Annotated in this window: 24 protein-coding genes; 19 read left to right on the top strand and 5 right to left on the bottom strand. The window is 65.6% G+C overall.

Annotated features, from left to right (window positions below):
* Nucleotides 1-8: 8 nt before the first annotated feature.
* From rpsK to ACSU1G_RS33820, 11 genes are all read left to right on the top strand, one after another.
* Nucleotides 9-407, top strand: coding sequence for a 30S ribosomal protein S11 (gene rpsK, locus ACSU1G_RS33870; RefSeq protein WP_033106075.1), 399 nt, complete (start codon nucleotides 9-11; stop codon nucleotides 405-407).
* A gap of 126 nt (nucleotides 408-533) precedes the next feature.
* Nucleotides 534-1,523, top strand: coding sequence for a DNA-directed RNA polymerase subunit alpha (locus tag ACSU1G_RS33865; protein WP_439285939.1), 990 nt, complete (start codon nucleotides 534-536; stop codon nucleotides 1,521-1,523).
* A gap of 34 nt (nucleotides 1,524-1,557) precedes the next feature.
* Entirely contained in the window at nucleotides 1,558-2,259 is a 702-nt protein-coding gene (gene rplQ, locus ACSU1G_RS33860) for a 50S ribosomal protein L17, sunset domain variant (protein ID WP_439285937.1), read from the top strand.
* Nucleotides 2,260-2,419: 160 nt separating this feature from the next.
* The gene (locus ACSU1G_RS33855; RefSeq protein WP_439285935.1) at nucleotides 2,420-3,754 is read left to right on the top strand and encodes an MFS transporter; all 1,335 of its coding nucleotides are present in this window, start codon (nucleotides 2,420-2,422) and stop codon (nucleotides 3,752-3,754) included.
* Nucleotides 3,751-5,400 (top strand): arylsulfatase, encoded by a 1,650-nt coding sequence (locus tag ACSU1G_RS33850; RefSeq protein ID WP_439285933.1) that lies wholly within the window; start codon nucleotides 3,751-3,753, stop codon nucleotides 5,398-5,400. Before ACSU1G_RS33855 ends, ACSU1G_RS33850 begins: the two co-directional genes overlap by 4 nt.
* Before the next feature lie 28 nt (nucleotides 5,401-5,428).
* Nucleotides 5,429-6,199, top strand: a complete 771-nt coding sequence (locus ACSU1G_RS33845; RefSeq protein ID WP_439285931.1) for an IclR family transcriptional regulator — start codon at nucleotides 5,429-5,431, stop codon at nucleotides 6,197-6,199.
* Nucleotides 6,196-6,999, top strand: coding sequence for a sulfite exporter TauE/SafE family protein (locus tag ACSU1G_RS33840; RefSeq protein ID WP_439285930.1), 804 nt, complete (start codon nucleotides 6,196-6,198; stop codon nucleotides 6,997-6,999). Before ACSU1G_RS33845 ends, ACSU1G_RS33840 begins: the two co-directional genes overlap by 4 nt.
* A gap of 25 nt (nucleotides 7,000-7,024) precedes the next feature.
* Nucleotides 7,025-7,483: an FAS1-like dehydratase domain-containing protein gene (locus tag ACSU1G_RS33835; RefSeq protein WP_439285928.1), complete on the top strand. Its 459-nt coding sequence runs from the start codon at nucleotides 7,025-7,027 to the stop codon at nucleotides 7,481-7,483.
* Nucleotides 7,480-7,899, top strand: coding sequence for a MaoC/PaaZ C-terminal domain-containing protein (locus ACSU1G_RS33830; protein ID WP_439285926.1), 420 nt, complete (start codon nucleotides 7,480-7,482; stop codon nucleotides 7,897-7,899). The genes ACSU1G_RS33835 and ACSU1G_RS33830 overlap by 4 nt, the downstream gene beginning before the upstream one ends.
* A 6-nt stretch (nucleotides 7,900-7,905) precedes the next feature.
* Nucleotides 7,906-9,042: a UDP-N-acetylmuramate dehydrogenase gene (locus ACSU1G_RS33825; protein ID WP_439285924.1), complete on the top strand. Its 1,137-nt coding sequence runs from the start codon at nucleotides 7,906-7,908 to the stop codon at nucleotides 9,040-9,042.
* A 136-nt stretch (nucleotides 9,043-9,178) separates the two neighbouring features.
* A complete protein-coding gene (locus ACSU1G_RS33820) occupies nucleotides 9,179-9,583 on the top strand; it encodes a VOC family protein (protein WP_439285922.1) in 405 nt (134 codons plus the stop codon).
* Between the two features lie 142 nt (nucleotides 9,584-9,725).
* Here the strand turns inward: ACSU1G_RS33820 and ACSU1G_RS33815 are convergent, their stop codons facing one another.
* Both ACSU1G_RS33815 and ACSU1G_RS33810 read right to left on the bottom strand, forming a co-directional pair.
* Entirely contained in the window at nucleotides 9,726-10,940 is a 1,215-nt protein-coding gene (locus tag ACSU1G_RS33815) for a pyridoxal phosphate-dependent aminotransferase (protein ID WP_439285920.1), read from the bottom strand.
* Between the two features lie 50 nt (nucleotides 10,941-10,990).
* Nucleotides 10,991-11,425: a hypothetical protein gene (locus ACSU1G_RS33810; RefSeq protein WP_439285919.1), complete on the bottom strand. Its 435-nt coding sequence runs from the start codon at nucleotides 11,423-11,425 to the stop codon at nucleotides 10,991-10,993.
* Between the two features lie 108 nt (nucleotides 11,426-11,533).
* Between ACSU1G_RS33810 and ACSU1G_RS33805 the strand changes: the two genes are divergently transcribed.
* A complete protein-coding gene (locus tag ACSU1G_RS33805; RefSeq protein ID WP_439285917.1) occupies nucleotides 11,534-13,273 on the top strand; it encodes an acyl-CoA dehydrogenase in 1,740 nt (579 codons plus the stop codon).
* Nucleotides 13,274-13,431: 158 nt separating this feature from the next.
* On the opposite strand, the gene aceB is transcribed toward ACSU1G_RS33805, so the two are convergent.
* On the bottom strand, nucleotides 13,432-15,099 hold the full coding sequence (gene aceB / locus ACSU1G_RS33800) for a malate synthase A (RefSeq protein ID WP_439286042.1): 1,668 nt from the start codon (nucleotides 15,097-15,099) through the stop codon (nucleotides 13,432-13,434).
* Nucleotides 15,100-15,267: 168 nt separating this feature from the next.
* On the opposite strand from aceB, the gene ACSU1G_RS33795 reads away from it, so the two are divergent.
* Nucleotides 15,268-16,719, top strand: coding sequence for a helix-turn-helix domain-containing protein (locus tag ACSU1G_RS33795; RefSeq protein WP_439285915.1), 1,452 nt, complete (start codon nucleotides 15,268-15,270; stop codon nucleotides 16,717-16,719).
* A 178-nt stretch (nucleotides 16,720-16,897) separates the two neighbouring features.
* On the opposite strand, the gene ACSU1G_RS33790 is transcribed toward ACSU1G_RS33795, so the two are convergent.
* Nucleotides 16,898-17,809 carry a lysostaphin resistance A-like protein gene (locus ACSU1G_RS33790; protein WP_439285914.1) on the bottom strand — a complete coding sequence of 304 codons (912 nt, stop codon included), beginning with the start codon at nucleotides 17,807-17,809 and terminating at the stop codon, nucleotides 16,898-16,900.
* Between the two features lie 139 nt (nucleotides 17,810-17,948).
* Between ACSU1G_RS33790 and ACSU1G_RS33785 the strand changes: the two genes are divergently transcribed.
* The 4 genes from ACSU1G_RS33785 to ACSU1G_RS33770 all read left to right on the top strand — a co-directional run bounded on the left by ACSU1G_RS33785 (nucleotide 17,949) and on the right by ACSU1G_RS33770 (nucleotide 21,225).
* Entirely contained in the window at nucleotides 17,949-19,136 is a 1,188-nt protein-coding gene (locus ACSU1G_RS33785) for a sensor histidine kinase (RefSeq protein WP_439285912.1), read from the top strand.
* On the top strand, nucleotides 19,133-19,747 hold the full coding sequence (locus ACSU1G_RS33780; RefSeq protein ID WP_439285910.1) for a response regulator: 615 nt from the start codon (nucleotides 19,133-19,135) through the stop codon (nucleotides 19,745-19,747). Before ACSU1G_RS33785 ends, ACSU1G_RS33780 begins: the two co-directional genes overlap by 4 nt.
* A 145-nt stretch (nucleotides 19,748-19,892) precedes the next feature.
* Nucleotides 19,893-20,360 carry a hypothetical protein gene (locus ACSU1G_RS33775; RefSeq protein ID WP_439285908.1) on the top strand — a complete coding sequence of 156 codons (468 nt, stop codon included), beginning with the start codon at nucleotides 19,893-19,895 and terminating at the stop codon, nucleotides 20,358-20,360.
* Between the two features lie 25 nt (nucleotides 20,361-20,385).
* Entirely contained in the window at nucleotides 20,386-21,225 is an 840-nt protein-coding gene (locus ACSU1G_RS33770; protein WP_439285906.1) for a hypothetical protein, read from the top strand.
* Nucleotides 21,226-21,274: 49 nt separating this feature from the next.
* On the opposite strand, the gene ACSU1G_RS33765 is transcribed toward ACSU1G_RS33770, so the two are convergent.
* Nucleotides 21,275-22,780: a PucR family transcriptional regulator gene (locus ACSU1G_RS33765; protein ID WP_439285905.1), complete on the bottom strand. Its 1,506-nt coding sequence runs from the start codon at nucleotides 22,778-22,780 to the stop codon at nucleotides 21,275-21,277.
* Nucleotides 22,781-22,882: 102 nt separating this feature from the next.
* On the opposite strand from ACSU1G_RS33765, the gene gabT reads away from it, so the two are divergent.
* A complete protein-coding gene (gene gabT / locus ACSU1G_RS33760; RefSeq protein WP_439285903.1) occupies nucleotides 22,883-24,232 on the top strand; it encodes a 4-aminobutyrate--2-oxoglutarate transaminase in 1,350 nt (449 codons plus the stop codon).
* 29 nt (nucleotides 24,233-24,261) lie between these two features.
* Complete coding sequence (locus ACSU1G_RS33755) at nucleotides 24,262-25,734, top strand: NAD-dependent succinate-semialdehyde dehydrogenase (protein WP_439285901.1); 1,473 nt, start codon at nucleotides 24,262-24,264, stop codon at nucleotides 25,732-25,734.
* The last annotated feature ends 8 nt before the right edge of the window (nucleotides 25,735-25,742 follow it).

The raw sequence follows: 25,742 nt of genomic DNA, 5'->3' as shown, positions 1-25,742 counted from the left end.
AGAATTTCATGGCTGCACCTAAGGCCGCCGCGCGCAAGCCGCGCCGCAAGGAAAAGAAGAACATCGCATTGGGCCAGGCCCACATTAAGTCGACGTTCAACAACACGATCGTCTCGATCACCGACCCGTCTGGCGCTGTCATCAGCTGGGCATCCTCCGGTGGCGTGGGCTTCAAGGGCTCGCGCAAGTCGACCCCGTACGCCGCTGGTATGGCTGCCGAGTCGGCCGCCCGCCAGGCTCAGGAGCACGGTGTCAAGAAGGTTGACGTCTTCGTGAAGGGTCCGGGCTCCGGCCGCGAGACCGCGATCCGCTCACTCACGGCCGCTGGCCTCGAGGTGGGTTCGATTCAGGACGTCACTCCGCAGGCGCACAACGGATGCCGCCCGCCGAAGCGCCGTCGCGTCTGATCTGGCTGCTGCGAGGGATGCTTCGGCATCCCTCGCTCCGCCCGTTACCGGGCACCTGACTTCCAAAACTCAAAACCTCACCCACCACATGTCATATAGCGGATATGTGATCGAAAGGAACACAGAGTGCTTATTGCACAGCGTCCCACACTGACCGAGGAAAAGATCGCCGAGGACCGCAGCCGGTTCATCATCGAGCCGCTCGAGCCCGGTTTCGGTTACACGATCGGTAACTCGCTGCGTCGTAGCTTGCTCTCGTCGATTCCCGGCGCTGCTGTCACCAGCATCCGCCTCGACGGTGTGCTGCACGAATTCAGCACCATCCCCGGTGTGAAGGAGGATGTCACTGAGATCATCCTTAACATCAAGAAGCTTGTCGTCTCGAGCGAGCGCGACGAGCCCATCACCGCTTACCTGCGTAAGACCGGTGCGGGCGAAGTGACCGCCGCTGACATTTCGGCTCCGGCCGGTGTCGAGGTGCACAACCCCGAGCTCGTCATCGCAACGCTCAACGACACCGCCAAGTTCGAGCTCGAGCTCACCATCGAGCGTGGACGTGGCTACGTGTCTGCGACCCAGAACCGTAACGAGTACGCCGAGGCCGGTCAGATTCCTGTCGACTCGATCTACTCGCCGGTCCTCAAGGTCAGCTACCGCGTCGAGGCAACTCGTGCCGGTGAGCGTACCGACTTCGACAAGCTCATTCTCGACGTCGAGACGAAGAACAACATCGCCCCGCGCGATGCTGTCGCTTCGGCTGCGAAGACCCTGATCGAGCTGTTCGGCCTCGCACACGAGCTGAACGTCGAAGCAGAGGGCATCGAGATCGGCCCGGCACCTGTGGAGCCTGTGCTCTCCAGTGAGCTGTCCATGCCGATCGAGGACCTCGACCTGTCGGTTCGTTCCTACAACTGCCTGAAGCGCGAGGGCATCAACTCGGTGTCTGAGCTCGTGGCACTGTCGGAGACGCAGCTCATGAACATCCGTAACTTCGGCCAGAAGTCGGTCGACGAGGTGCGCGACAAGCTCATCTCGCTCGGTCTGTCGCTCAAGGATTCGGTGCCCGGTTTTGATGGCGCCCACTTCTACAGCGGCAACGAAGACGAGTCCTTCTGACCTCCCCGAAATTCTGACCAGGAGTTAGATCAATATGCCTAAGCCCACTAAGGGTCCCCGCCTCGGAGGCGGCCCCGCACACGAGCGTCTGATGCTTGCCAACCTGGCAGCATCGCTCTTCACCCACAAGTCGATCAAGACGACGGAGACCAAGGCCAAGCGCCTGCGTCCCTACGCCGAGCGACTGGTTACCTTCGCCAAGCGCGGAGACCTGCACGCGCGTCGTCGCGTTCTGGCCGTCATCGGTGACAAGAGTGTCGTGCACACTCTGTTCACCGAGATTGCCCCGCTGGTCGCCGAGCGTGAGGGTGGCTACACCCGCATCACGAAGGTTGGCTTCCGTAAGGGCGACAACGCCCCGATGGCAGTGATCGAGCTCGTTCTCGAGCCCGTCACGCCGAAGGTCAAGAAGTCTGCCAAGGCTGCCACGAAGGCTGCTCCGGCCGCCGAGAAGGCTGCCCCGGCTACCGAGGCTGCCGATGTCGAGTCGCAGGAGGAGGGTGCAGCTGTTGAGGCTGCCGCCCCCGCTGCACTCGTCGACGGCGACTTCGGTGCGGATTCCGCTGCTCCCAACGAGGACGGCTCCGCACCCGAGGGCTTCGACATCAAGGGCAACAAGGACTCGATGAAGTTCCACCGTCCCGATGGCCAGTGGTACGACGCGACCGTTGCTGAGGTCTGGTTCCGCACCGCTGAAGCCGCTGAAGCCGCAGGCTTCGTCGAGGCCGGCAAGTAATACCGCTTAAAAGAAGGCCCGCCATCCCGATTTAGGGAGGGCGGGCCTTCTTCGTGCGCTAGAGTTGGTCCGTAGATGGGACACTGTCCCAAACTACGGGACACGTACTTTTCCATCACCCTCACACTGGAGTCCAAAGGTGAACTCAAAATCTGCAACTGTGACACCGCAGCAGCGCAACACCGTCTTCGCGAGCGTTTTCGGGTCGGTGATCGAGTGGTACGACTTCTTCCTCTACGCCACCATGGCCGCGCTCGTCTTCAACTCGCAGTTCTTCCCGGAGTTCGACCCGCTGATGGGTACTCTCGTGGCGTTCGGTACGTTCGCAGCCGGCTTCATCACCCGCCCCATCGGCGGTCTCATCTTCGGCCACTTCGGTGACCGTATCGGCCGCAAGAAGATCCTGGTCATCACGATGCTCATCATGGGCATCTCGACATTCCTGATGGGCTGCCTGCCTACCTACGAGCAGATCGGCGTCGCGGCGCCCATCCTGCTCCTGATCCTCCGGATGCTGCAGGGCATCGGTCTCGGCGGAGAGTGGGGCGGCGCTGCCATCCTCACCTTCGAGCACGCGCCACGCGGCAAGCGCGGCCTGTTCTCCTCCTGGCCGCAGACCGGCGTGCCCTTGGGCCTGCTGCTGTCGACCGTCGCGGTCAACCTCGCCTCGATGCCCGGCGATGACGCTCTGCTCGCATGGACCTGGCGCATCCCGTTCCTCGCCAGCATCCTGCTCGTCGTCGTTGGTCTCATCGTGCGTCTGCAGGTCAGCGAGCCGAAGGCATTCACTGACATGGTCAAGACCGGTGAGCGCGTCAAGGTTCCTGTATTCGAGGTCATCCGCCACTACCCGAAGCAGATCCTCATCGGCATCGGCGCGCGTTTCAGCGAGAGCATCACCTTCAACGTCTACAACGCGTTCATCCTCACCTACACGACCACGGTGCTCGGCCTGTCCAGTACTTACGCGCTCAATGGTCTGCTTATCTCCAGCGTGATCGGATTCTTCGTGATTCCCTTCGCCGGGAAGCTCTCCGACAAGTACGGTCGCCGTCCGGTCTTCGCTGCCGGTGCGGCCGTGGCGTTCGTCACCGCCTTCCCCGTGTTCGCACTGATCGACAGCGGTGTGGAGCAACTCATTTGGCTCGCGATCATGTTGGGCTGGGCGCTCGGCGCCTGCACGATGTTCGGTGCAGAGGCCGCGTTCTTCGCAGAGCTCTTCCCCGCTCGCATCCGCTACACGGGCATGTCGCTCGTCTACCAGCTCGGCGTGCTGCCCTCCGGTGCGATCGCGCCGATCATCGCGATCTGGCTGGTGTCGATCTCCGGATCCTCGTGGCCTGTCGCCGTCTACATCATGGTCGCCGCGGCCATCGCCCTGGTGTCGTTGTACTTCGCCAAGGAGACCGCCCACGATGACGTCGATGCCGACCTGCGCGAGCGCGCTGCGCGTGCTGAGCGTGCCGAGCGGCAGACCGAAACCGTTTCGCAGTGACGAACGACTCAGAACCGGAAGAGAAGATCATGACCAGCCCCGTACCAAAAGCCCCGAACGTCGTCCTCGTCCTCGTCGACGACATGGGATTCTCTGACATCGGATGCTTCGGCGGAGAGGTCCAGACGCCGAACATCGACGCTCTTGCCGGTGGGGGAGCGACGCTCACGCAGTTCTACAACACCGCGCGGTGCAGCCCGTCGCGCGCGTCGCTGCTGACCGGACTGCACCCGCATCAGACCGGCATCGGCATCCTGAACTACGACGACTCACCCGAGGGTTATGCGGGCAATCTCAACAAGGACTGCCTGACCATCGCCGAGGCGCTCAAGCCCGCCGGGTACCGCAGCTACATCTCCGGCAAGTGGCACATGGCCGGCAGTATCCATCACCCCACGGATGCCTGGCCTACGCGCCGCGGATTCGACGAGTTCTTCGGCACGCTGGAGGGGGCGGGCAGCTTCTTCCAGCCGCGCACGCTGACCCGTGGTGAGGAGAACGTCGAGGCAGAGACCGAGGCGGAAGACTTCTACTACACCGACGCGATCAGCGATAACGCCGTCACGTTCCTGCAGGATCACCACCGCGATCACGAGGACGACCCGTTCTTCCTCTATGTCGCATACACCGCACCGCACTGGCCGCTGCATGCCCTCGAAGAGGACATCGCCAAGTACGCCGGACGCTTCGACGCAGGCTGGGACACGCTGCGCGCCGAGCGGCTGGCACGCCTCGTGGCATCCGGCATCATCGACGGCCAGTGGGCACTCACCGAACGTGACGCACGCATCCCGGCATGGGACGACGTCACCGACAAGGAGTGGGAAGCCATGCGCATGGCGGTGTATGCCGCACAGATCGATCGCATGGACCAGGGCGTCGGCCGGGTCGTCGACGAGCTCAAGCGTCAGGGGACGTTCGATGACACCCTCGTCATCTTCCTCTCCGACAACGGCGGATGCGCAGAGGAGATGCCGCTGGAGACGGCGAAGGAGTTCGTCACGACGTACGTCACCTTCGACGCCATCACCCGTGACGGCCGAGAGGTGCGCCCCGGCAATGACCCGAGCATCGTCCCCGGCGGCGAGGACACCTATGCGACTTACGGGCGGGCCTGGGCGAACCTGTCCAATACGCCGTTCCGTGAGTACAAGCACTGGATCCACGAGGGCGGGATCTCCACTCCGCTGATCGTCAGCTGGCCGAACTCGATCGATGCGGGCGTCATGCGCACGCAGCCGCACCAGCTGACCGACGTCATGTCGACCGTGCTGGAGGCAGCCGGCGTTGAATACCCGGACATCTACCCGGACCGCACGCCGCTGCCGCTGGAAGGTACGAGCATGCTGTCCACGCTGCGCGACGACGCGAAGGACGAGCAGCGCTTCCTGTACTGGGAGCACGAGGGCAACTGCGGTGTGCGCCGGGACAAGTGGAAACTGGTGAAGAAGTACAGCCAGCAGTGGGAACTGTACGACATGGTCGCAGACCGCACCGAGCTGCACGATGTCGCGGCGGATCATCCCCGGCTGGTCGAGACGCTGTCCGCGGCATACGACGACTGGGCGATTCGCTGCGGCGTGATTCCCCGCGAACGTGTGCTCGCGCTGTATGAAGCGCGCGGCAAGGGACTGCCGTCCGAATGAGCGGTGCTGAGGGCGGTAGTCTGACGTGATGGAGGGAACTCAGGACAACGCCATTTCCAAGGCGATCCAGATTCTTTCCGCCCTCCGCGCGAGTGGTGACGGGGCGAGCGCGCGCGAGCTCGCCCCCACCACCGGCTTCGCTCGCAGTACGGTGCAGCGCATCCTCGCGACGCTCTCCGCGAGCGGAATGGTGATCCAGGATCCCGCGACGCAGAGATACCGGATCGGCCCGCAGGCGCTGGTGATCGGCCTCGGCTACAACGGCGGCAACGTGCTCGTGAATGAGGCGCGGCCGTACATGTTCACGCTGCGTGACGAGAGTCTCGAGACGGTCGGGTTGTCCGTTGCCGTCGGGAACGCCCGCGTGTTCCTCGAAGAAGTGCAGAGCAACGCGCAGATCCGATTCGCCTCCGAGATGGGGCGGTTGTACCCCCTCTGGTCGGGTGCCAACGGTCGCGTACTTATGAGCGGTCTTACGGATGCCGAAATCGATCGCGTGCTCGCCGATCATGAGCACGATGCGACGTTGCACGAATCGTTGACACCGGATGAGATCAGAGCGCGTATCTCCGAAGTGCGAGCGCACACCTTCGCTATGGCATCCAATGAGACGATCGCCAACGTGAGTTCGGTCGCGGTCGGAGTGCGTGACGGATCGGGGCAGACCGTGGCGGCATTGTCGGTGTCTGGGCCTGCCGATCGGTTCACCTCAGCGCGCATGGACGAAGTGGTGCCACGACTGCAAGACGCCGCATCGGCGATCAGCGCGCGACTGGGCGCGAGACGAGGAACGAAGTGACAGACTCCGCCACTGCGAGGATCCGCGGCCCGCGGGCCTACGTGACCTTCGTTCTCATCGGTCTCATCGCAGGCCTGCTCTCTGGACTCTTCGGTGTCGGCGGCGGAACGGTCATCGTGCCCCTGCTCGTCCTGCTACTCAGCTTTGACCAGCGCATCTCCGCCGGAACCTCGCTCGCGGCGATCGTTCCGACCGCGAGCGTCGGCGTGATCTCGTACGCCGTCTCCGGAGCGGTGGCGTGGATCCCCGCGATCATCCTCGCCGCCGGCGCGGTGATCGGCGCGCAGATCGGTACGCGACTGCTGCCGAAGATCTCACAGAGCGCGCTGCGCTGGGGTTTCGTCGGCTTCCTCGTCATCGTGATCGTCACACTGTTCCTTGTGGTGCCTTCACGCACGGCAGAGCTTGAACTCGGATGGCTGAACGGCACGGGCCTGGCGCTGGTCGGCGTCGGCACCGGCATCATTGCCGGGCTCATCGGCGTCGGCGGCGGGGTCATCGTCGTGCCGGTGCTGATGCTCATCTTCGGCACGAGTGACCTTGAAGCCAAGGGCACGTCGCTGATGATGATGGTTCCGACGGCGATCTCCGGCACGATCGGAAACCTCCGCCATCGCAACGTCGATTTGCTCGCCGCCGGCATCATCGGCCTCTCGGCCTGCACCATGACCGCGCTCGGAGCGTGGCTGGCCACGCTCATCGACCCGTTCCTCGGCAACATGCTGTTTGCCGCATATCTCGTCGTGATCGCCGTGCAGATGGCGATCAAGGCGCTGCGGTCGCGCAAACGCCGAGGGTGAGGCATCCGGTCGGTAGACTCGACGGGTGCCTGTGAACTCCGAATTGGTCGGCCGGGAATTCCCGCCGACGCCGCCATACCTGGTCGGCCGTGAGAAGGTGCGCGAGTTCGCGCGTGCCGTCTTCGCCGATGCTCCGCTGCATGTCGATGTGGATGCCGCCCGTGCTCTGGGCTACGCCGATGTCGTGGCGCCGCCGACTTTCGCGATGGTCATCCAAGACCTCACGCTGCAGCAGTTGCTCGGCGAGCCGGACTCCGGCATCGTGCTGGCCCGCACCATCCACGCCGAGCAGCGCTTCGCGTATACCCGCCCCATCGTCGCGGGCGATGAGCTCACCGCGCGGCTCAAGGTCACCAGCATCCGCATGATGGCAGGCAACGCAATGATCAACAGCGAAGCCGAGATCACGGATGCGTCGGGCAGCCACGTCGTGACCGCGACGAGCGTGCTGCTGGTCGGCTCCGATGAGGAGGATGCAGCATGACCGGTTTCTCTGACCTCTCCGCCCTGTCGGTCGGCGACGTGATCGCTGAGCGCACCATTCACCTCACCCGCGAATCGCTGGTCCGCTATGCGGGCGCTTCCGGCGACTTCAACCCGATCCATTACCGTGATGATGTCGCGACATCCGTCGGCCTTCCCGGCGTGCTCGCGCACGGCATGCTCACGATGGGAATCGCCTCGTCGGTCGTCGTGTCGGCGCTAGGTGACGTCGCGAAGATCACCGATTACGGCGTGCGCTTCACGCGGCCCGTCCTGGTCGACCCCGAGGCAGGAGCGGATGTATCCGTGCTGGCGAAGGTCGGCGCGGTCGACGAGACCACTGTGCGCATCGACCTCACCGTGAAGCACGCGGACGCGACCGTGCTCGTCAAGGCGCAGCTGCGCGCCGCGCTCTGAGTGCGCATGACTGAGATCACCCCGATCCCGCTCGCGCAGCTGACGACGCTGCGCACCGGCGCCGCACCCGAGCGCATGCTGGATGCCACGACCACTCCGGAGCTCGTCGACGCACTGCGTGAGACGTGGGCTCGAGGCGACGAGTGGTTTGTGCTCGGCGGCGGATCGAACCTGTTCGTCGGCGACGAGCCGTTCGAAGGTACAGTCATCCGCGTGCTGACCTCGGGGATCTCGCTGATCCCGTCACCGCACCCGGGGCGCATGCGCGTGCGAGTGCAGGCCGGACACAACTGGGATGACCTGGTCGCGTACACGGTCGAGCGGGGGCTCGCCGGCATCGAGGCGATGAGCGGTATTCCGGGAACGGTCGGCGCTGCCCCGGTGCAGAACGTCGGCGCGTACGGTCAGGAGATCCAGGAGACGCTGGTCGAGGTCGAGTTGATCGACGAGTCCACCGGCGAGGTCTCCACGGTTCCGGCATCCGAACTCGGACTCGGTTTCCGCACCTCCGTGCTCAAGCATCACTATGACGGTGTGCCGCTGCGTCGCGGCGTCATCCTGTCGGTCACCCTTGATCTCGCCGAGGTCGGCGAAGTCGGACGCGTGGTGCGTGGCGAGCAGCTACGCCGTGCGTTGGCTCTCACCGGCGAGGACGCTGTGCCGATGAGCTGGGTGCGTGAGCAGATCCTCCGCATCCGAGCATCCAAGGGCATGCTGCTGGACCCGTCGGATCACGACACTCACAGCGCTGGCTCGTTCTTCCAGAACCTGATCGTGCCGGAATCGGTGGCGCTGCAGCTGCCGCCGGAGTGCCCGCGGTGGCAGGTCGCGCCCGACCTCGACACGGTGACGGTCATTCCGCTTGCGACATATGACGGCTACGTGCCGCAGACGCCCACCGTGCGCCCGGAGGTCAAGGTCAGTGCGGGGTGGCTCATCGAGCATGCCGGAATCTCAAAGGGATTCAAGCTGCCGCGATCGCGTGCTGGAATTTCGACCAAACACGCCCTGGCCCTCACGAACAGGGGAGGGGCAACCGCGGCTGAGCTGGCCGAGCTCGCCCGGTACATTCAGGCGCGCGTGCACTCCGAATTCGGCCTGCTACTGCAGCCAGAGCCGGTGCTGGTGGGCGTCGGGCTGTAGGCGGGCTCTGGTTCGGCTCTGATTCACCCGCCCGAAATCAGGACCTTGTCCTCAGCGCAGGACGAATCTCAGCATCCGTCCTGATCTGGGGACGTCCTCCTGTTTTCGGACGGTGCGCGGGAGTACACTCGCTCGCATGTCTGGACTCGTCCCATACCTCTTCTTCCCTGGCAACGCCGCTGAGGCGCTGACCTTCTACAGTGGTGTCTTCGGCGGTGAGCTGACGCTGTTCACGTACGAGCAGTTCAGCCGCACCGACGGGCCGGGCGATGCGATCGCGCATGGCATGGTTTCCGGCGCGGTCGAGCTGTTCGGCGCGGATGCCGGACCGAATCAGGATGCCGTGCACATCGTCGGTGCGACCTTCTCGCTGCTCGGCACGGCCGAGCCGGACGTACTGCGGGAATGGTTCGATGCGCTCGCTGTCGGGGGTCGCATCGTCGATCCGCTGCAAAAGCGCCCATGGGGCGACTTCGACGGCCAGGTCACTGACCGCTATGGCATCCGCTGGCTGATCGGGTACCAGGAACCCGCCGACTGAGCGCGCGCCCAGCGTGCCGAAATCAGGACGTTGCCCCCAGATCAGGACGGATGCTGAGATTCCTCCTGCCCTGGGGACAGGTTCCTGATTTCGGGCGGGCGGGCGGGCGGGCAGGCGGGTGGGGCAGGCTGCGCGCGCCGACCTAGCCGAACAGGCGCTGCAGCCGCTGCACGCCCTCGAGCAGCTGGTCATCGCCCAGCGCGTACGACAGGCGCAGGTAGCCGGAGGGGCCGAAGGCCTCGCCAGGAACCACTGCGACCTCGGCCTCGTCCAGGATGAAGTCGGCGAGCTCGAGCGACGTCGTCGGAGTGACGCCGCCCCCTGCTCGAGTGGGCCAGGTGCGGCCGAGTAGGCCCTGCACATCGGGGTACACGTAGAAGGCGCCGAGCGGGTTCGGTACCCGAACGCCGTCGATCTTCGACAATTCGGACACGATCAGGCGGCGACGACGGTCGAAGGCCTCGCGGAACTGCTCCGACTCGGTCTGCGGTCCGGTGAGGGCGGCGATCGCCCCGTACTGCGCGACGTTGTTCACGTTGCTCGACAGGTGCGACTGCAGGTTGCCGGCGACCTTGATGGCGTCGGCGGGGCCGACCATCCAGCCCACGCGCCAGCCGGTCATGGCATAGGTCTTGGCGACACCGTTGACGAGGATCGTCTGGCCAGCGAGCGCAGGAACAGCCTCGACGATCGAGGTCGCCTTGACGCCCTCGTAGGTCAGGTTCTGGTAGATCTCATCAGAGATGACCCAGATTCCGTGCTCGAGCGCCCATTCGCCGATGGCCTTGGTCTCCTCGAGCGTGTACACCGAGCCGGTCGGGTTGGAGGGCGAGACGAAGACCAGGGTCGTCGTGCGCGCGGTGCGCGCGGCCTCGAGCTGTTCGACGGTGACCTTGTAGTCCTGGTCTGCGTCGGCGAACACCTCGACCGGGACGCCGTCGGCAAGAGCGATCGCTTCGGGATAAGTGGTCCAATACGGCGCGGGCAGCAGCACCTCGTCGCCGGGATTCAGCACAGTCTGGAACGCCTGGTACACGGCCTGCTTGCCACCGTTGGTCACGATGATCTGGCTCGGTGACACCTCAAGACCCGAGTCACGGAGCGTCTTCGCCGCAATAGCCTCGCGCAGCGCCGGGAGTCCGGCCGCCGGCGTGTAGCGGTAGTTGGCGGGGTCGGCGAGGGCAATGGCCGCGGCATCCACAATGAACTGCGGGGTCGCGAAATCGGGCTCACCAGCGGCATACGAGATGACGGGTTTGCCCGCGGCCTTCAGCGCCTTGGCCTTGGCGTCGACCTTGAGGGTCGCCGATTCGGCAATGGCGGACAACTTGCGAGAGAGAGGAGCGCGTTCGGTCACGCCTCAAATGCTACTCGGCTGCGTCACGCTCCGTAACTCGATGGCAATGGTCACGCTCCGTAACTCGATGGCAACGCGCAGTAGTCCGCGAAGCGCCGCGTCGGGTTCGCGGGATCCGTGACATCCACCAGATCGGATGCCGCGGCGTGCGGCGGCTCGTCGCCGGCGAGCTGCCACAGCGTGAAGTGCCACATTCCACGCGCGCTCTTGCTGAGTAGTTCGGCGGGACCTGACACCACCAGTACGGCATCCGTTGCCGCAGCCGCCCGGAAAGGCGCGATGACCGCGTCACGCAGTTCGCCCTCATCGCCATCGGCGCTGTGCGCACGTTCGACTGTTTCCCCGGCATCCGTCAGCGCGATCGCGAGGGAATCGGCGACCTGACGGGAGCGCTCGGCATCTACCCCGGCGACGGCCAGCAGCCTGCGGCCCTTCTTGTAGTGCTGCAGGAACTGCTCGGCGATGTCATCCCAGACTCCGGTCATGCCCACAGCGTACGCCCGGTCAGTCGAAGGCACAGCGCGCAGACTCTAGTCGTGGCACTCAGTCTCAGATATGATGACTCGGAGTGTCTAAACCTTCGGGAGTGAATGATGTCTGCTGCAGTTCCTTACACGCCGCCCGTCGCGGACTACGCCTTCCTCTACGGTGAGGTCTTCGGCCGCGATATCGTCGCCACGGCATCCGACGGAGCGCTCAGCGCCGAAGATGCCGCCGAGATCCTCGCCGGCGCTGGCGAGTTCGCAGCCGAAGTGCTCGCGCCTCTCGATCGTGTGGGCGATGAGGTCGGCGCGCGACTCATCGACGGGCAGGTCCACCTTCCCGAGGGCTTCGCCGACGCGTACCAGGCGCTGGTCGAAGCGGGCTGGGTGAGCGCGACCGCTCCGGAATCCGCCGGTGGCGACGGCCTGCCTGAGTCCGTTGCCGCAGGACTCGGTGAGATCTGGAACGCCTCGAATGCGGCGTTCGCGCTGTGCTGGATGCTCGGATCCGGCGCCATCCACGCGCTCGACGCCGCGGCATCCGATGAGCTGCGCGAGACGTACCTGACCAAACTTGTCAGTGGTGAGTGGACCGGCACGATGAACCTCACCGAGCCGGAGGCCGGCACAGATCTCGGCGCGATCCGCACGATGGCGACCCCGCGCGAGGACGGCACGTACGCGATTCGCGGCCAGAAGATCTTCATCACTTGGGGTGACCACGACGTCGCGGAGAACATCGTGCATCTCGTGCTCGCCCGCACTCCGGATGCTCCGGACGGAGCCAAAGGACTGTCGCTGTTTGTCGCGCCGCGCCTGCTGGTCGGCGCCGACGGGGCACTAGGTGCGCGCAACCAGATTGAAACCGTCGCGATCGAGCACAAGCTCGGCATCCACGCCAGCCCCACCTGCGTGCTCTCTTATGAGGACGCGACCGGATACCTTGTCGGTGAGCTGCACGGCGGACTGGCCGGCATGTTCGTCATGATGAATTCCGCCCGCGTCGGCATGGGCCATCAGTCCACCGGCATCTCGGACCGTGCCTACCAGGGTGCCGCTTCGTATGCTGCCGGACGCCTGCAGGGACGCGTTCTTGACCACCCCGCAGGCGCGTCGATCGCAGAGCATCCCGATGTGCGTCGCATCCTGCGCTCCATGTCGAGCCAGGTCTTCGCGATGCGTGCGCTGTCGGTGTACGTCGGCGACCTGTTCGACCGCGCGTCCGCCGACGCAGAGGCGCTGCGGATGGCCGAGCTTTTCGTCCCGATCCTCAAGGGCTGGGCGAGCGAAGAGGCACTGCGCGTCACGAGTGACGGCATCCAGGTCTATGGCGGCATGGGCTTCATTGAAGAGACCGGCGCAGCCCAGCACTACAGAGACGCCCGCATCGTGCCGATCTATGAGGGAACGACGGCTATTCAGTCGAACGACCTCATCGGACGCAAGGTGCTGCGCGATCGGGGTGCGACCGTCGCCGAGCTGTTCACGCAGATCGAGCAGACCGTCGCAGCGCTCGGGTCCATCGACTCGGACGTCGCCGCGGATGTCGCCGCGCGCATGGCGGACCGGCTGACCCGCGCGATTGCCGCTGCGCGCAGTGCGACCGACAGCATCCTCGGCTTCGCCGATTCGGCACGTGACGCCTACGCCGTCAGCGTTCCCTATCTCATGCTGCTCGGCACGCTCGCCGGCGGTTGGATGCACGCGCTCGCCGTGGTCGCGGTGTCCGCACATGCCGCGCCGGCCGAGGCGGATGCCGCGCGTCTGACTGACGCCGACTTCTACACCGCCCACCACCTGCCCCGCGTGCACGCCCTGTCCGAGACGGTCGCCGCCGGCGAGATCCCCTGAGCCGAAACGCCATCCGCTGCGTTGTGCGACATCCGCTGCGTGAGACACCACGGCGTGGGTGGTGTCTCACGCAGAACATGTTGCGGATGCCGGAAACGGTGCCGCGCACGATGGAGGGCCGGATGCCTCAGCATCCGGCCCTCCAATGTGCCTGAGGTCTAGTCGGCCTCAACCAAGAACTTCGAGTACGCCGACAGGGTCAGGAACGCCGGGAACTCTTTACCGAGCGACACCTCGCGGAACACCTCGGCCGCATCGTCGAAGCGGTCGCCCGCGGAACGGGTGGCCTGGGCCAGCACCTCGCCGATCAGGCCTTCGATGTACTCGGCTGTGATGCGGGTGCCGTCCTCGGTGGAGCGATCCTGGTGGATCCACTGCCACACCTGCGAACGCGAGATCTCGGCGGTCGCGGCATCCTCCATCAGGTTGTCGATGGCCACTGCGCCGAGCCCGCGCAGCCAGGCTTCGATGTAGCGAATCGCGACTGACACGTTGCCGCGGACGCCGGCCGCAGTGATCGGGCGTCCGATGCGCAGATCGAGCAGGTCGCTTGCGCTCACGTTCACGTCGTCGCGCTGACGGTCGATCTGGTTGGGGCGGTCGCCCAGCACGGCGTCGAACTCTGCCTGAGCCGTGGGGATCAGATCGGGGTGCGCCACCCAGGTGCCGTCGAATCCATCTCCGGCCTCGCGCTTCTTGTCTGCGGAGACCTTCTCGATCGCGGCCGCCGTTACCTCTGGATCGCGGCGGCTCGGGATGAACGCGCTCATGCCGCCGATCGCAAAAGCGCCGCGCTTGTGGCACGTCTTCACGAGCAGCTCGGTGTAGGACCGCATGAACGGGACCGTCATCGTGATCTCGCTGCGGTCCGGCAGCACGAAGCGTGCGCCGCGGCCGCGGTAGTTCTTGATGATCGAGAAGATGTAGTCCCAGCGTCCAGCGTTGAGTCCTGCGCAGTGATCGCGCAGCTCGTACAGGATCTCGTCCATCTCGAACGCGGCAGGCAGCGTCTCGATGAGGACGGTCGCGCGGATCGTGCCGTGTTCGATGCCGATGTAGTCCTCGGAGAAGGTGAACACGTCGTCCCACAGCTTCGCCTCTTCGCTCGATTCGAGCTTGGCGATGTAGAAGTAGGGGCCACGACCGTTTTCGATGAGGGCCTGGGCGTTGTGGAAGAAGTAGAGCCCGAAGTCCACCAGCGATGCGGATGCCGCCATGCTGCGGCCCGTGCGATCGATGAAGGTCAGGTGCTTCTCAACGAGGTGCCACCCGCGCGGACGCATCACGATCGTCGGGGTCTGCTCTGCAGTGACCTCGTACACCTTGCCGGGGCCTGAATCAGAAGGGGGGCTCGTGAAGCTGAGCTCGCCGCGGATGGCATCGCGCAGTGACAGCTGGCCGCCGATCACGTTCTGCCAGGTGGGGCTCGTGGCATCCTCTTGGTCGGCAAGCCAGACCTTCGCACCGGAGTTCAGCGCGTTGATGGTCATCTTCGGGTCGGTCGGTCCGGTGATCTCGACGCGGCGGTCTTCGAGACCGGGGCCGGCGCCGGCAACGCGCCAGTCGGCGTCGTCGCGGATGTGCCGGGTGTCGTCGCGGAAGCTCGGATCGTGGCCGCTGCCGATCTCGAAGCGGCGACGCATGCGGTCGGCGAGCCGGTCGTGGCGGCGTGAGGCGAAGCGGTGGTGCAACTCGGTGAGGAACGCGATCGCCTCGGGTGTGAGGATCTCATCGAACCGTTCGCGCACAGGCCCGGTGATGTGGAGGGCCGGCCCCTGCTGGATTGTCTGGGTGGGTGCGGTGGTAGGTGTTGAAGTGTTCACGATGAGGTCCTTTCTTGAGGTGCGTCTCGGAAGATGCGGGTGCGGCTGGAGCGGAGCCGCGTGGTGTGCTGAGTGGCTTGACACCTACTCTGCGTGAAGTTCTGGCATCCAACTGCACATTCTTGAGGTGAAGAAACGCTGAACTTCTGTTTTTGTGACAGAATCAGCCGAATGAGCACCACTGACGTTGCAGAAGACACCGACGCTCTCACAATCGGACGGCGCATCCGCCAGCTCCGCACGGCCCGAGGGATGACGCTCGAAGACCTGGCGACTGCCGTCGATCGCGCACCCAGCCAGCTGTCGATGATCGAGACCGGCAAGCGCGAGCCGAAGCTCACGCAGCTGCAGGCCATCGCGAAGGCGCTCGGCACCGGCATCGATGCGCTGCTGGAGGGCGAGCCGCTCGATGAGCGCAGCGCCGTCGAGATCGCGCTGGAGCGTGCCATGAAAGGGCAGACTTTTCAGGCGCTCGGGATCGACCCGTTCCGCATCGCGAAGAGCGTGCCGACGGATGCTCTGAAAGCTCTTCTCGCGCTGCACGGTGAGATCGACCGGCTGAAAGACGAGCGGGCTGCGACGCCGGAGGAAGCCCGTCGCGCAAACGTCGAACTGCGACACCTCATGCGCCGGCAGGACAATCACTTCGCAGATCTCGAGGCGAAGGCGGCCGAGATCCTCGCGGCGGTCGGGCATCCTGGTGGTCCGCTGACTCAGCGCACGGCATCCGAGATCGCCGCCTATCTGGGATTCACGCTGCACTACGCGCCAGACCTGCCGCAGACCACGCGCAGTGTCGCCGATCTCGCGAATGGCCGGCTGTACCTGTCGAGTCGCGTGCCGGCCAAGGGGGATGCGCGAACCGCCGTGCTGCAGGCGCTTTCTTCTCGGATGCTCGGGCACGCCGAGCCGCGCAGCTATGCCGAGTTCCTGCGCCAGCGGGTAGAGACGAACTACCTGACCGGCGCGCTGCTCATCCCGGAGGCGCACATCGTGCCGGCGCTGAAGGCCGCGAAGGAGCGGCGGGCGATCTCGATCGAAGACCTGCGCGATGCCTACTCGGTGTCATACGAGACCGCGGCGCACCGGTTCACGAACCTCGCCACCCGGCATCTGGATATTCCGGTGCACTTCCTCAAGGTGCATGAATCGGGCACGATCACCAAGGCATACGAGAACGACGACGTGAACTTCCCGACCGACCGGCTCGGCTCTATCGAGGGGCAGATGTGCTGCCGCCGGTGGACCAGTCGCGTCGTGTTCGATGAGGACGACCGCTTCAATCCGTACTACCAATACACCGACACCGGCAACGGCACCTATTGGTGCACGGCCAGGGTGGAGTCCTCGAGCGAGGGACTGCACTCGGTGAGTGTCGGGGTGCGCTTCGACGACACGAAATGGTTCGTCGGACGGGACACCACAAACCGCGGCGTCTCGAAGCACTCGGTCGAGGTGTGCTGCAGGCGGGCACCCGCTGACCTGGAGGAACGCTGGCGCGAGCACTCCTGGCCGAACGTGAAGACTCCGCGCACGCTACTCGCGACCCTGCCGACCGGTGCGTTCCCCGGGGTGGACACGACGGACGTGTACGAGTTCCTGGAGGCGCACGCGCCGAGGTGAGGCTGGCCCCGCCGGATGGCGCTCCGCGCGTCGTCGCCGCGACGCCGAGAATGGGTTTGTGGGATGAGACTGGCGCTGCGCGGGCCTTTGTCGTGCGGGAAAGTCATTCTCGACGGCTGGGGCCGAGCCCGCGCGGCCGGGGCCAGCCCCGACCCCGGCTCCGGACCCCCGCCCCGCGTCAGGTCACGCGGCCGGGATCCAGGATGCGGCGGTGGCGGCGCAGCGCCGTGATGATCAATGCCATGCCGACAGCGGCATGGACTCCGCCAATCACGAGCCAGGAGAGCGCAGCATCCACCTGTGGAAGCCCGATCACCGCGGCCGCATAGCCGAGATGAAAGCCACCGTGCACGCCGATGGCTGCCCAGAGCGACTGCGTCCACAGCAGCATCCCCATCGCCAGCAGTGAGAATCCGAACGGGAGCGCGAGATAGAGCACGTACTCGAGCGGCGACTGCTGCCCGCCGTTGGAAATGAGGTGGATGACGGTGAACACGAGTGTGGTCACGGCGATCGCCAGCACGGGGCGGGCGCGCAGTGCTGACAGCAGCCACCCGCGAAATAGCAGTTCCTCTGGGATCGCCTGCAACAGGAATGACTGACACAGCAGCGCGACGATGCTGAACCAGACCGGTGCCGTGGACCCGAGATCGGCCTCGGTGAGGTTGGGGCCGGTTGACGGCAGCACAGCGACCGCTGCGAATACCAGGCCGCCCGACACGGCGATCGACAGCGTCAACCAGAGGGCCGACCACCTGGTCCACACCCAGCCGGCATCGCGCAGGCGCCGGCCTTCGACGAACCGCATCCAGAGCCAGACGGCCATGACGACGAAGGCGAGCATTGCCCCTTGCAGGAGGATGAACACGATCAGCGACGTGAGGTCAGCGCCGTTCATCAACTCGGATCCACCCGGCACGAGCATCAGTAACGCAGAAAGCGCGCCAACGATCAGGTTGCCACCCATCAGGATGGCGACGGCGATGACGGCGCGCATTGCGATGCCCAGCGGGCCGAGGCCCAAACGAGACCGCGAGGCAGGGGCAGTGCCATCGGCAGAGGCAGGCGAATGAGGCTGTTTGGTATGCATACTTCGCAGATTATGTTCGCGAGCACGAGAGATCGGCACGCCAGAGTAATCGGATGCGGTGACCGCAGTCACTGTGTCAGGTGGAGAGACATGACCCGAGTCACGTCTCTCCTGGCGGGATCATGAATACGCTGGAGGCATGCCCGATTCTTCTTCTCGTCGTGCCGCGTTGATGGATTGGGCGGCCATCGTCGGGTTGGCCGGTCCCGCTCTCGTGTTGTTGTCGTCGTTCTTCGAACGCCCCGCCGCGATCACATGGGCGTTGTGTGCAGCGCTCGCATTCAGCATCGCGGCGTGGATGGTGTGGCGATGGATGCCGCGATTCGCGCGCACAGCGGCTGTCGTGTTCGCCTTCGGAGCGTCCGCCGTCATCTTCTTTGGTGATGGACCGCTCACATTCGGTGCCGCGTGGGTGGCGTGCCTCGTCCTCGCGCGAGTGTTCCGTGCGGCCGTGACGGTGGCGTACGCGGTGCTGCTCTGCCTGATGGCGGCAGGCATCCACCTCATCGCCGGAAACGGTTGGGAGATTGCAGCGATGGAATCGGTGAGCACCGCAGTTCTCGCTGGGTTCGGTGCTGCGTTCGCACTGCTGATGAAGGATGCTGATCGCGTCGATGCCGAGCGGGCGCAGCTGAGCGAAATCCAGAGTGACACGCTGGCGCAGCTTTCTGAAGCCAACGGCGAGTTGCAGCGCCGGCTCGGTTCCGAACAGGATCTTGTGCTCGCCGAGGAGCGCGCACGCGTCGCGCGTGAATTGCACGACGAACTGGGGCATCGACTCACTGTCATCGGCCTGTCCCTGGATTACGTCGAGCGGATGCGGGGCAGAGACGCGCAACGTGCTGACGCGGAGCTCGTTCGGGCGCGCTCCACGGTGAGCGATGCGCTCGCGGCCATGCGCAAGGTCGTGCGGGCGATGCATCCGGTCGAACTGGGGTCCCTGCGCGGTGCGGCGGCATTCCTCGCGGTCGCGGAGGCGTTCCGATCGACGGGACTCGATGTCAGGGTGGACGTCGACGGCGGCGAGGAACTCTCCCACGAGCACTCGTTACTGATCCTGCGGTTTGTGCAGGAAGGTCTGACCAACGTCGTGCGTCATGCCGACGCGACCCAGGTCAATATGTGCATCCGCACCGGTAACCAGGGGGTTCGCGCAGTGATCGAGGATGTCGGCGGCGCAGGTGGCGTGTCGATCGTGGAGGGGTTCGGGCTGCGGTCGCTGCGCGCTCGTGCGGAGTCGGTCGGCGGGTCGCTCGTGGGCGAAGCGGTGCCGCGAGGCTTTCGGCTGGAGATCGTGCTTCCACTCGACGCGCGGGTGGCGGCATGAGCGATATTCGGGTACTGATCGTCGATGATCAGGAGCTGCTGCGCCGGGGACTGCGCATGCTGTTGGAGACGGAAGACGGCATCGAAGTCGTCGGAGAAGCGGATCACGGGGCGCATGCGCTCGCCCTCATTCCGCAGGCGAAACCGGACGTCGTCCTGGCGGATGCGCGGATGCCGGTGCTGGATGGACTGGGGCTGGTCGAGCGCTGCCGGCGTGAGCATCCGACGCTTCCCGTGTTGGTGCTCACCACGTTCGATGACGCGCTTCTCGTGCGGTCATTGCTCGACGCGGGAGCAGCCGGCTTCCTGCTGAAGGACATCTCCACGGACGCGCTCAGCGAGGCCATCCGGCAGGTTACGGCGGGCGGGCTCGTCATCGATCCGAGAATCGCGCGGCAAGCCGTCAGCGCCGTGGCGCAGATTTCGGAAGCGCCCACACTGTCGGATGCGGAGACCGCCGTGGCCGAGCTGGTTGCAGACGGATTGACGAACGCAGAGATCGCCGCGCGGCTGATGCTCGCGCACGGGACGGTGAAGAACACGGTGTCTGCGCTGCTGCGCAAATTCGCAGTGCGCGACCGCACGGCCCTCGCGCTGCGCCTCATTCGTTAGGCCGGCCGCCCTCGAGATTGGCGCTTCCACATGAGACGGATGCTCGGCTGCCACCGCTGTGCGTGAACCACCATCTAGGGCATGGTGTCTCACGTAGCGGATGTCGCGGGATGGCCGGGATGATGCCTAGCGGTAACCTGACGCCATGATGGCGACGGATACCGAGCGGGACAAGACCTGGCTCGGGATGCGCATGTCGGATCGGGTGCTGCTCGTGGCATCCGTCCTGATCGGCGCATTGTCGCTGGTGCTGGCGGCGCAATCCCCGGACAGCGGCGCATGGTTCTGGATGACGATGTTCGCCCCGGCGATCTTCGCCGTATGGTGTGCGCTCGCGGCAATCTGGCGGCTGCGTGAGGAGCGCAACCCTGTGGCGATCATGGTGTTCAGCGCGCTCATCGCTCCCGCCTTCGTCGCCGTGCCGCTTGGGGTCGTTGCAATGTTCCTCCGGCCGACGCGCGCCGTCGGGATCTGGGAGGACGGCACGCTCCTCGCATCCATCGGCGTCGTCACCGGCGGATGGGGATACGGGATGCTCGTCGCGCTGGTGGTCTGGATCGTGATCGTGATGCCGGGGACCTGGTTCGTGTCCCGGGGAATGCATTCCCGCTAGCCTGGCTGCGGAATGGGGAGGGCATATGACGGAACTGAGCGACGACGCAACTGACGATGCGCATCTGTGGCGTGAGGAGATCCGGTCGCTGGTCAGCGGGGCGAACCTGGTGGTGCTGATCGCGGTGATCGCTCTGGGAGTCTGGGGCGTCTTCGATTCGATGACGGATGCTGATGGCGACCGCGTGTGGGGGACTTTAGTGGTCGTCGCACCGGGCATCTATGCGGGATGGTGCATGCTCGAGGCTTCGTGGCGCAGCGGCGATATGACCTCGCTGCTGCTGAGGCTCGTCTCTGCGTGCTTGATCGCTCCGCTGCTCGCGCTCATCCCCATCGCCGTCGTCCAGGCGATCGCCGTGGCGTTCCCCGGCGTGCGCGACACGATCGCGCAGGCAGCCGCGCAGAACACCGGCTTCCACTATTTCTGGGATGAGGGTGTGGTCAGCCAGCTGTATCTGGTGCCCATCGCTGGCTATGCGATTGGGGCCTGCATCGGCTTGGGCGTCGCACTGATCATCACGCTTCCCGTCCTCTCGATCCGCAGCCCCGGTGTGGTGAGCGCCGGCTCGCACATCGAAAAGGTCGACGGGGCCAGACGCAGCTCGACCACCGCCTTCGTCTTCGTCGGACTCGGCATCACAGTGCTCGGCATCGCACTGTGGGCCTTCGGCGAAGGTGGCAGCATCCTCGAATTTCCGGAGGACTTCGGGCGCCTGATGAACACACTTTCACACGGATACTTCCACTGGGATCAGGCGATGTGGCTGATCGGCGCGGTCCTCGTCGTCACTGGTGTGCTGTCGATGGGCTGGGGCTGCGTGCGGGTGCTCACGGCGAGGGTCCGCGAGAATGGCTTTGCAGCATGAGACAAGGGTTGTGAAGGTCCGTCTCATACGGGAAACGCATTCTCGTGGCTTAGTGGCTGGCTGCGCGTAGCAGCGCCCACAGTTCCGCTCGGGCCGGGAAGGTGCTCAGGTCCAGGCCCAGTAGCCGCGCGGCCTTCGCTACGCGCGAGCGGAGCGTATGGCGATGGATGCCGAGAGCCGACGCGGCGGATTCGAACCGGGCGTCGTGCTCCAGCCAGACCCGCAGCGACTGTTCGAGATCCGCATCGCCCGAGCGCAGCGGTGCAAGCCGTGACTCGGCGATCAGGCGCGCATCGTCGGTAGTGAGGGCAGACAGGATGCCGGAGGCCGCCGTATCGGCGAAGCGAATCGCCCCGCCCGCGCCACCCGCAACCGCACCTCGACGCAGCGCACTGAGCGCCTGCGCATGCGCGCGGGAGAACGCCGAGTACGAGGTCGCTTCCGAGACCCCGATGCGGATGCCGAAGCGTTCCGCTGCCTCGTCGAGCAACACAGCATCCGCCTCCGGCAGGCAGATCACCATGCCGTTCGTAGAGCCCGAGCCGTCATCCGACACCGCGAGGAACGACCGCGATCCGCGCTCTGCGCGCCGTCGTTCCCACCATTCCTCGAGCGCTTCGGGGAGGGCATCCACTGCCACCGCCACGATGACCGGCCCGGTCGGCAGCGACGACAGCACGCGCTGGGCGAGCGTCTCATCGTCGAGCAAGAGGGACTGAAGCAGCTGTGCGTGCAGGCGGCGGCGTTCGCTGACGAGCCGATCGGTCTGCTCGAGGGCCAGCCCCGCCATCGCGATGACCGACGTGACAACGGCGCGCGCCTCGGCATCCAGCGAAGCCGCGGCGATCGCGATGACGCCACGCAGACCTCGCGGGCGGCCGAGCGTGAACAGCTGCATCGTCTGCTCGTCGACCACGATCGAGCGCCCGGTCTCTGCTCCTCGTGTCAGCACTTCCGCGACGTGTCCTGCAACGACCTCTCGCGTCGTGGCGGAGACCCCGCCCGGCGGATGCTCGATCGTGAGCGTGCCGGATGCGTCGAACATCGCCACCCACGCGTCGAGCCGGCGACCGAGTTCACTGATGATCGCGGCCAGTCCGTGCCTGCGAAGGGCCGCCACGGCCAGCGCCCGCTGTGTGTCCAGCGCCCAGCTCCGTCGGGCGTATGCCTGCGCAGCAATCGCTTCGGCGTGCGCACGGGCAACGGCGATGAACGGCGTACGGTACGGCACCTCGAACAGCGGCAGCCCTGATTCGGTGCATGCGGCGACTAGGTCGGCAGGAACTTCAGGATACTGAACCCCGGTGCCGAACCCGAGGCCGACAACACCCCGCGCAGTCAACTGCGCGACATACGCAGATGCCGTTACGGATCCGTCGAGCTGGCTTCCGGTCGTGAGCAGTGCCAGATCATCCGCAAGAAATGGCGTCGGATCGGTGAGGTCGGTGGAGTGCACCCAGCGCAGCGGTCGGTCCAGGGCATCCGGATCTCCCGAGACCAATCGCAACCCAAGTCCGGAATCGCGCAGCAGTCCGCGTAGCGTCGGCTGATCCATCGGGCCTCCCCATCGAGCTGTTATACGAACCGGTTAAGTCGTATCAAAGATTGTACGAGCAGGCGAATGCTTTCCGCACGTCACAGGCATACGCTCACGAGCATGACCCTCATCGATGTCACCTCGGTCGGCGGACCCGCCCTCGCCCAGGAGCGCCGCCTCGTCACGGCGCTGCCCGGCCCCCGCTCGGCAGAGATCCTCGCGCGCAAGGCGGATGCGGTGCCCACGGGCGTCGCACACACCGTGCCGATCGCCGCCGTGGCCGCGGGCGGGGGAGTCGTGGTGGATGCCGACGGCAACTCCCTCATCGACCTCGGCAGTGGCATCGCCGTCACGACGATCGGCAACGCGCATCCGAAGGTTGCAGCCGCGATCGCAGCCCAAGCCGCGCGCTTCACGCACACGTGTTTCATGATCTCCCCCTACGAGGAGTACATCGCCGTCGCCGAGGCACTCAACCGCCTCACACCCGGAAGCTTCGCGAAGAAGACCGCGCTGTTCAACTCCGGCGCCGAGGCCGTCGAGAACGCCGTCAAGATCGCCCGTAAGCACACCGGACGCCCCGCCATCATTGCCTTCGAGCACGGATACCACGGCCGCACCAACCTGACGATGGCGCTCACGGCGAAGGCCATGCCGTACAAGAGCGGCTTCGGCCCGTTCGCCCCCGAGGTCTACCGTGCGCCCCTGTCTTACCCGTTCCGTGACGGGCTCTCCGGCGCTGAGGCCGCCGCCCGCGCGATCGCCGTGATCGAGAAGCAGGTGGGCGCCGACAGCACTGCTGCCGTACTGATCGAGCCGATCCAGGGGGAGGGCGGCTTCATCGTCCCCGCAGACGGATTCCTCCCCGCCATCGTCGAATGGTGCCGCGCGAACGGCGTCGTCTTCATCGCCGACGAGGTGCAGACCGGCTTCGCCCGCACCGGCACGATGTTCGCCAGCGAGCAGTTCGGCATCGAACCAGACCTCATCGCCACCGCGAAGGGCATCGCGGGTGGACTCCCGCTCGCCGCCGTCACCGGGCGTGCCGAGATCATGGATGCCACCCACGCCGGCGGACTCGGCGGCACCTACGGCGGCAACCCGATCGCGTGCGCTGCCGCCCTTGCCGCGATCGACGTCTTCGAAAACGACGGGATGCTGCAACGCGCACAGCAGATCGGCACACTGCTGCACCTGCGACTGAACGCCCTGCAGGTTGCAGATTCGCGCATCGGCGACGTCCGTGGGCGCGGGGCAATGACGGCGATCGAGTTCGTCGATCCCACCACGAATGCCCCGGATGCTGCGCTCACCGCCGCTATCGCGAAGGCGTGCATTGCCCAGGGCGTGATCGTCCTCACCTGCGGGACGTTCGGCAACGTCATCCGCTTCCTTCCCCCGCTGGCCATCAGCGACGATCTGCTGAACGAGGGCCTCGACGTCGTCGCCGCCGCGCTCGCCGCACACTGAAGACACACCGCCCCACCCGAGGAGTGACCATGAGTACCATCGCACCGAACGAGCACGCACTGCTCGACAGCATCCCGACCGGCCTCTTCATCGGCGGAGAGTGGGTCGAAGCCGAAGGTGGTCGCACTTTCGACGTGCACGACCCGGCGACCAATGCCGTGATTCGCTCGATTGCCGATGCGACCCCGGCCGACGGCATCCGCGCCCTTGACGCAGCCGTCGCCGCGCAAGAGGGGTGGGCGCTGACCCCGGCACGGGAGCGCAGCAACATCCTGCGCCGCGCATTCGATCTCGTGCAGGCGCACAAGGAAGACCTCGCGCTGCTGATGACGCTCGAGATGGGCAAGCCGCTCGCCGAGGCGCGCGGAGAAGTTGTCTACGGTGGCGAGTTCCTGCGCTGGTTCAGCGAAGAAGCCGTGCGCATCTCGGGCCGCTACGGCAGCAACCCCGAGGGCACGGGGCAGATGATCGTCTCGCAGCGTCCGGTCGGGCCGTCATTCTTCATCACGCCGTGGAACTTCCCCTTCGCGATGGCGACGCGCAAGATCGCACCCGCGCTCGCCGCCGGCTGCACCGTCGTGATCAAGCCACCGGCGCTCACGCCGCTGACGACGATCTTCTTCACCAAGCTGCTCCAAGAGGCGGGGCTCCCCAAGGGCGTCGTCAATGTCGTGCAGACGTCGACGTCATCGAAGGTATCGGCGCCGATCATCGCCGACCCGCGGCTGCGCAAGCTCTCATTCACCGGATCGACCGAGGTCGGCCGCAAGTTGATCGCGCAGGCGGCCGAGGGCGTGCTGCGCGTCTCGATGGAGCTCGGTGGCAACGCGCCGTTCGTCGTCTTCGAGGATGCCGATCTCGACAAGGCAGTCGACGGTGCGATGGCGGCGAAGTTCCGCAACATCGGCCAGGCCTGCACGGCGGCGAATCGCTTCATCGTGCACGCATCCGTCGCTGCGGAGTTTGCGGATCGGGTCTCCGAGCGGGTCAAGGCCATGACGATCGGACGCGGCACTGAGGACGGTGTCACGATCGGTCCGCTGATCGATGCGGATGCTGTGGCCAAGGCATCCGCTCTTGTGGATGACGCTGTCAAGCGGGGTGCCCGCCTGCTTGCCGGCGGATATGCCATCGAGGGAGAAGGTACCTTCTTCCAGCCGACCGTGATCACCGATGTCGTCGCGGGCAGTGACATCCTGCGTGAGGAGATCTTCGGCCCGGTGCTGGCGATCGCCACCTTCGAGACCGAAGAGGAAGGTGTGCGCCTGGCGAATGACACCGAGTATGGCCTGGTCTCGTACGTCTTCACCGAGGATCTCGCCCGCGGTCACCGCATGATCGACGCGCTCGAGACCGGCATGATGGGCCTCAACGTCGGGGTCGTCTCGAACGCGGCCGCGCCCTTCGGCGGGGTCAAGCAATCCGGCATCGGCCGCGAGGGCGGTGCCGAGGGCATCCACGAGTACCTGTCCACGAAATACACGCTCATCCCGAACAGCTGAGGGAGAAC

The organism is Microbacterium sp. A93 (assembly GCF_051842835.1).
Note: the sequence above shows the minus strand (reverse complement) of the source record. Positions and strands in the feature narration are given on the sequence as shown.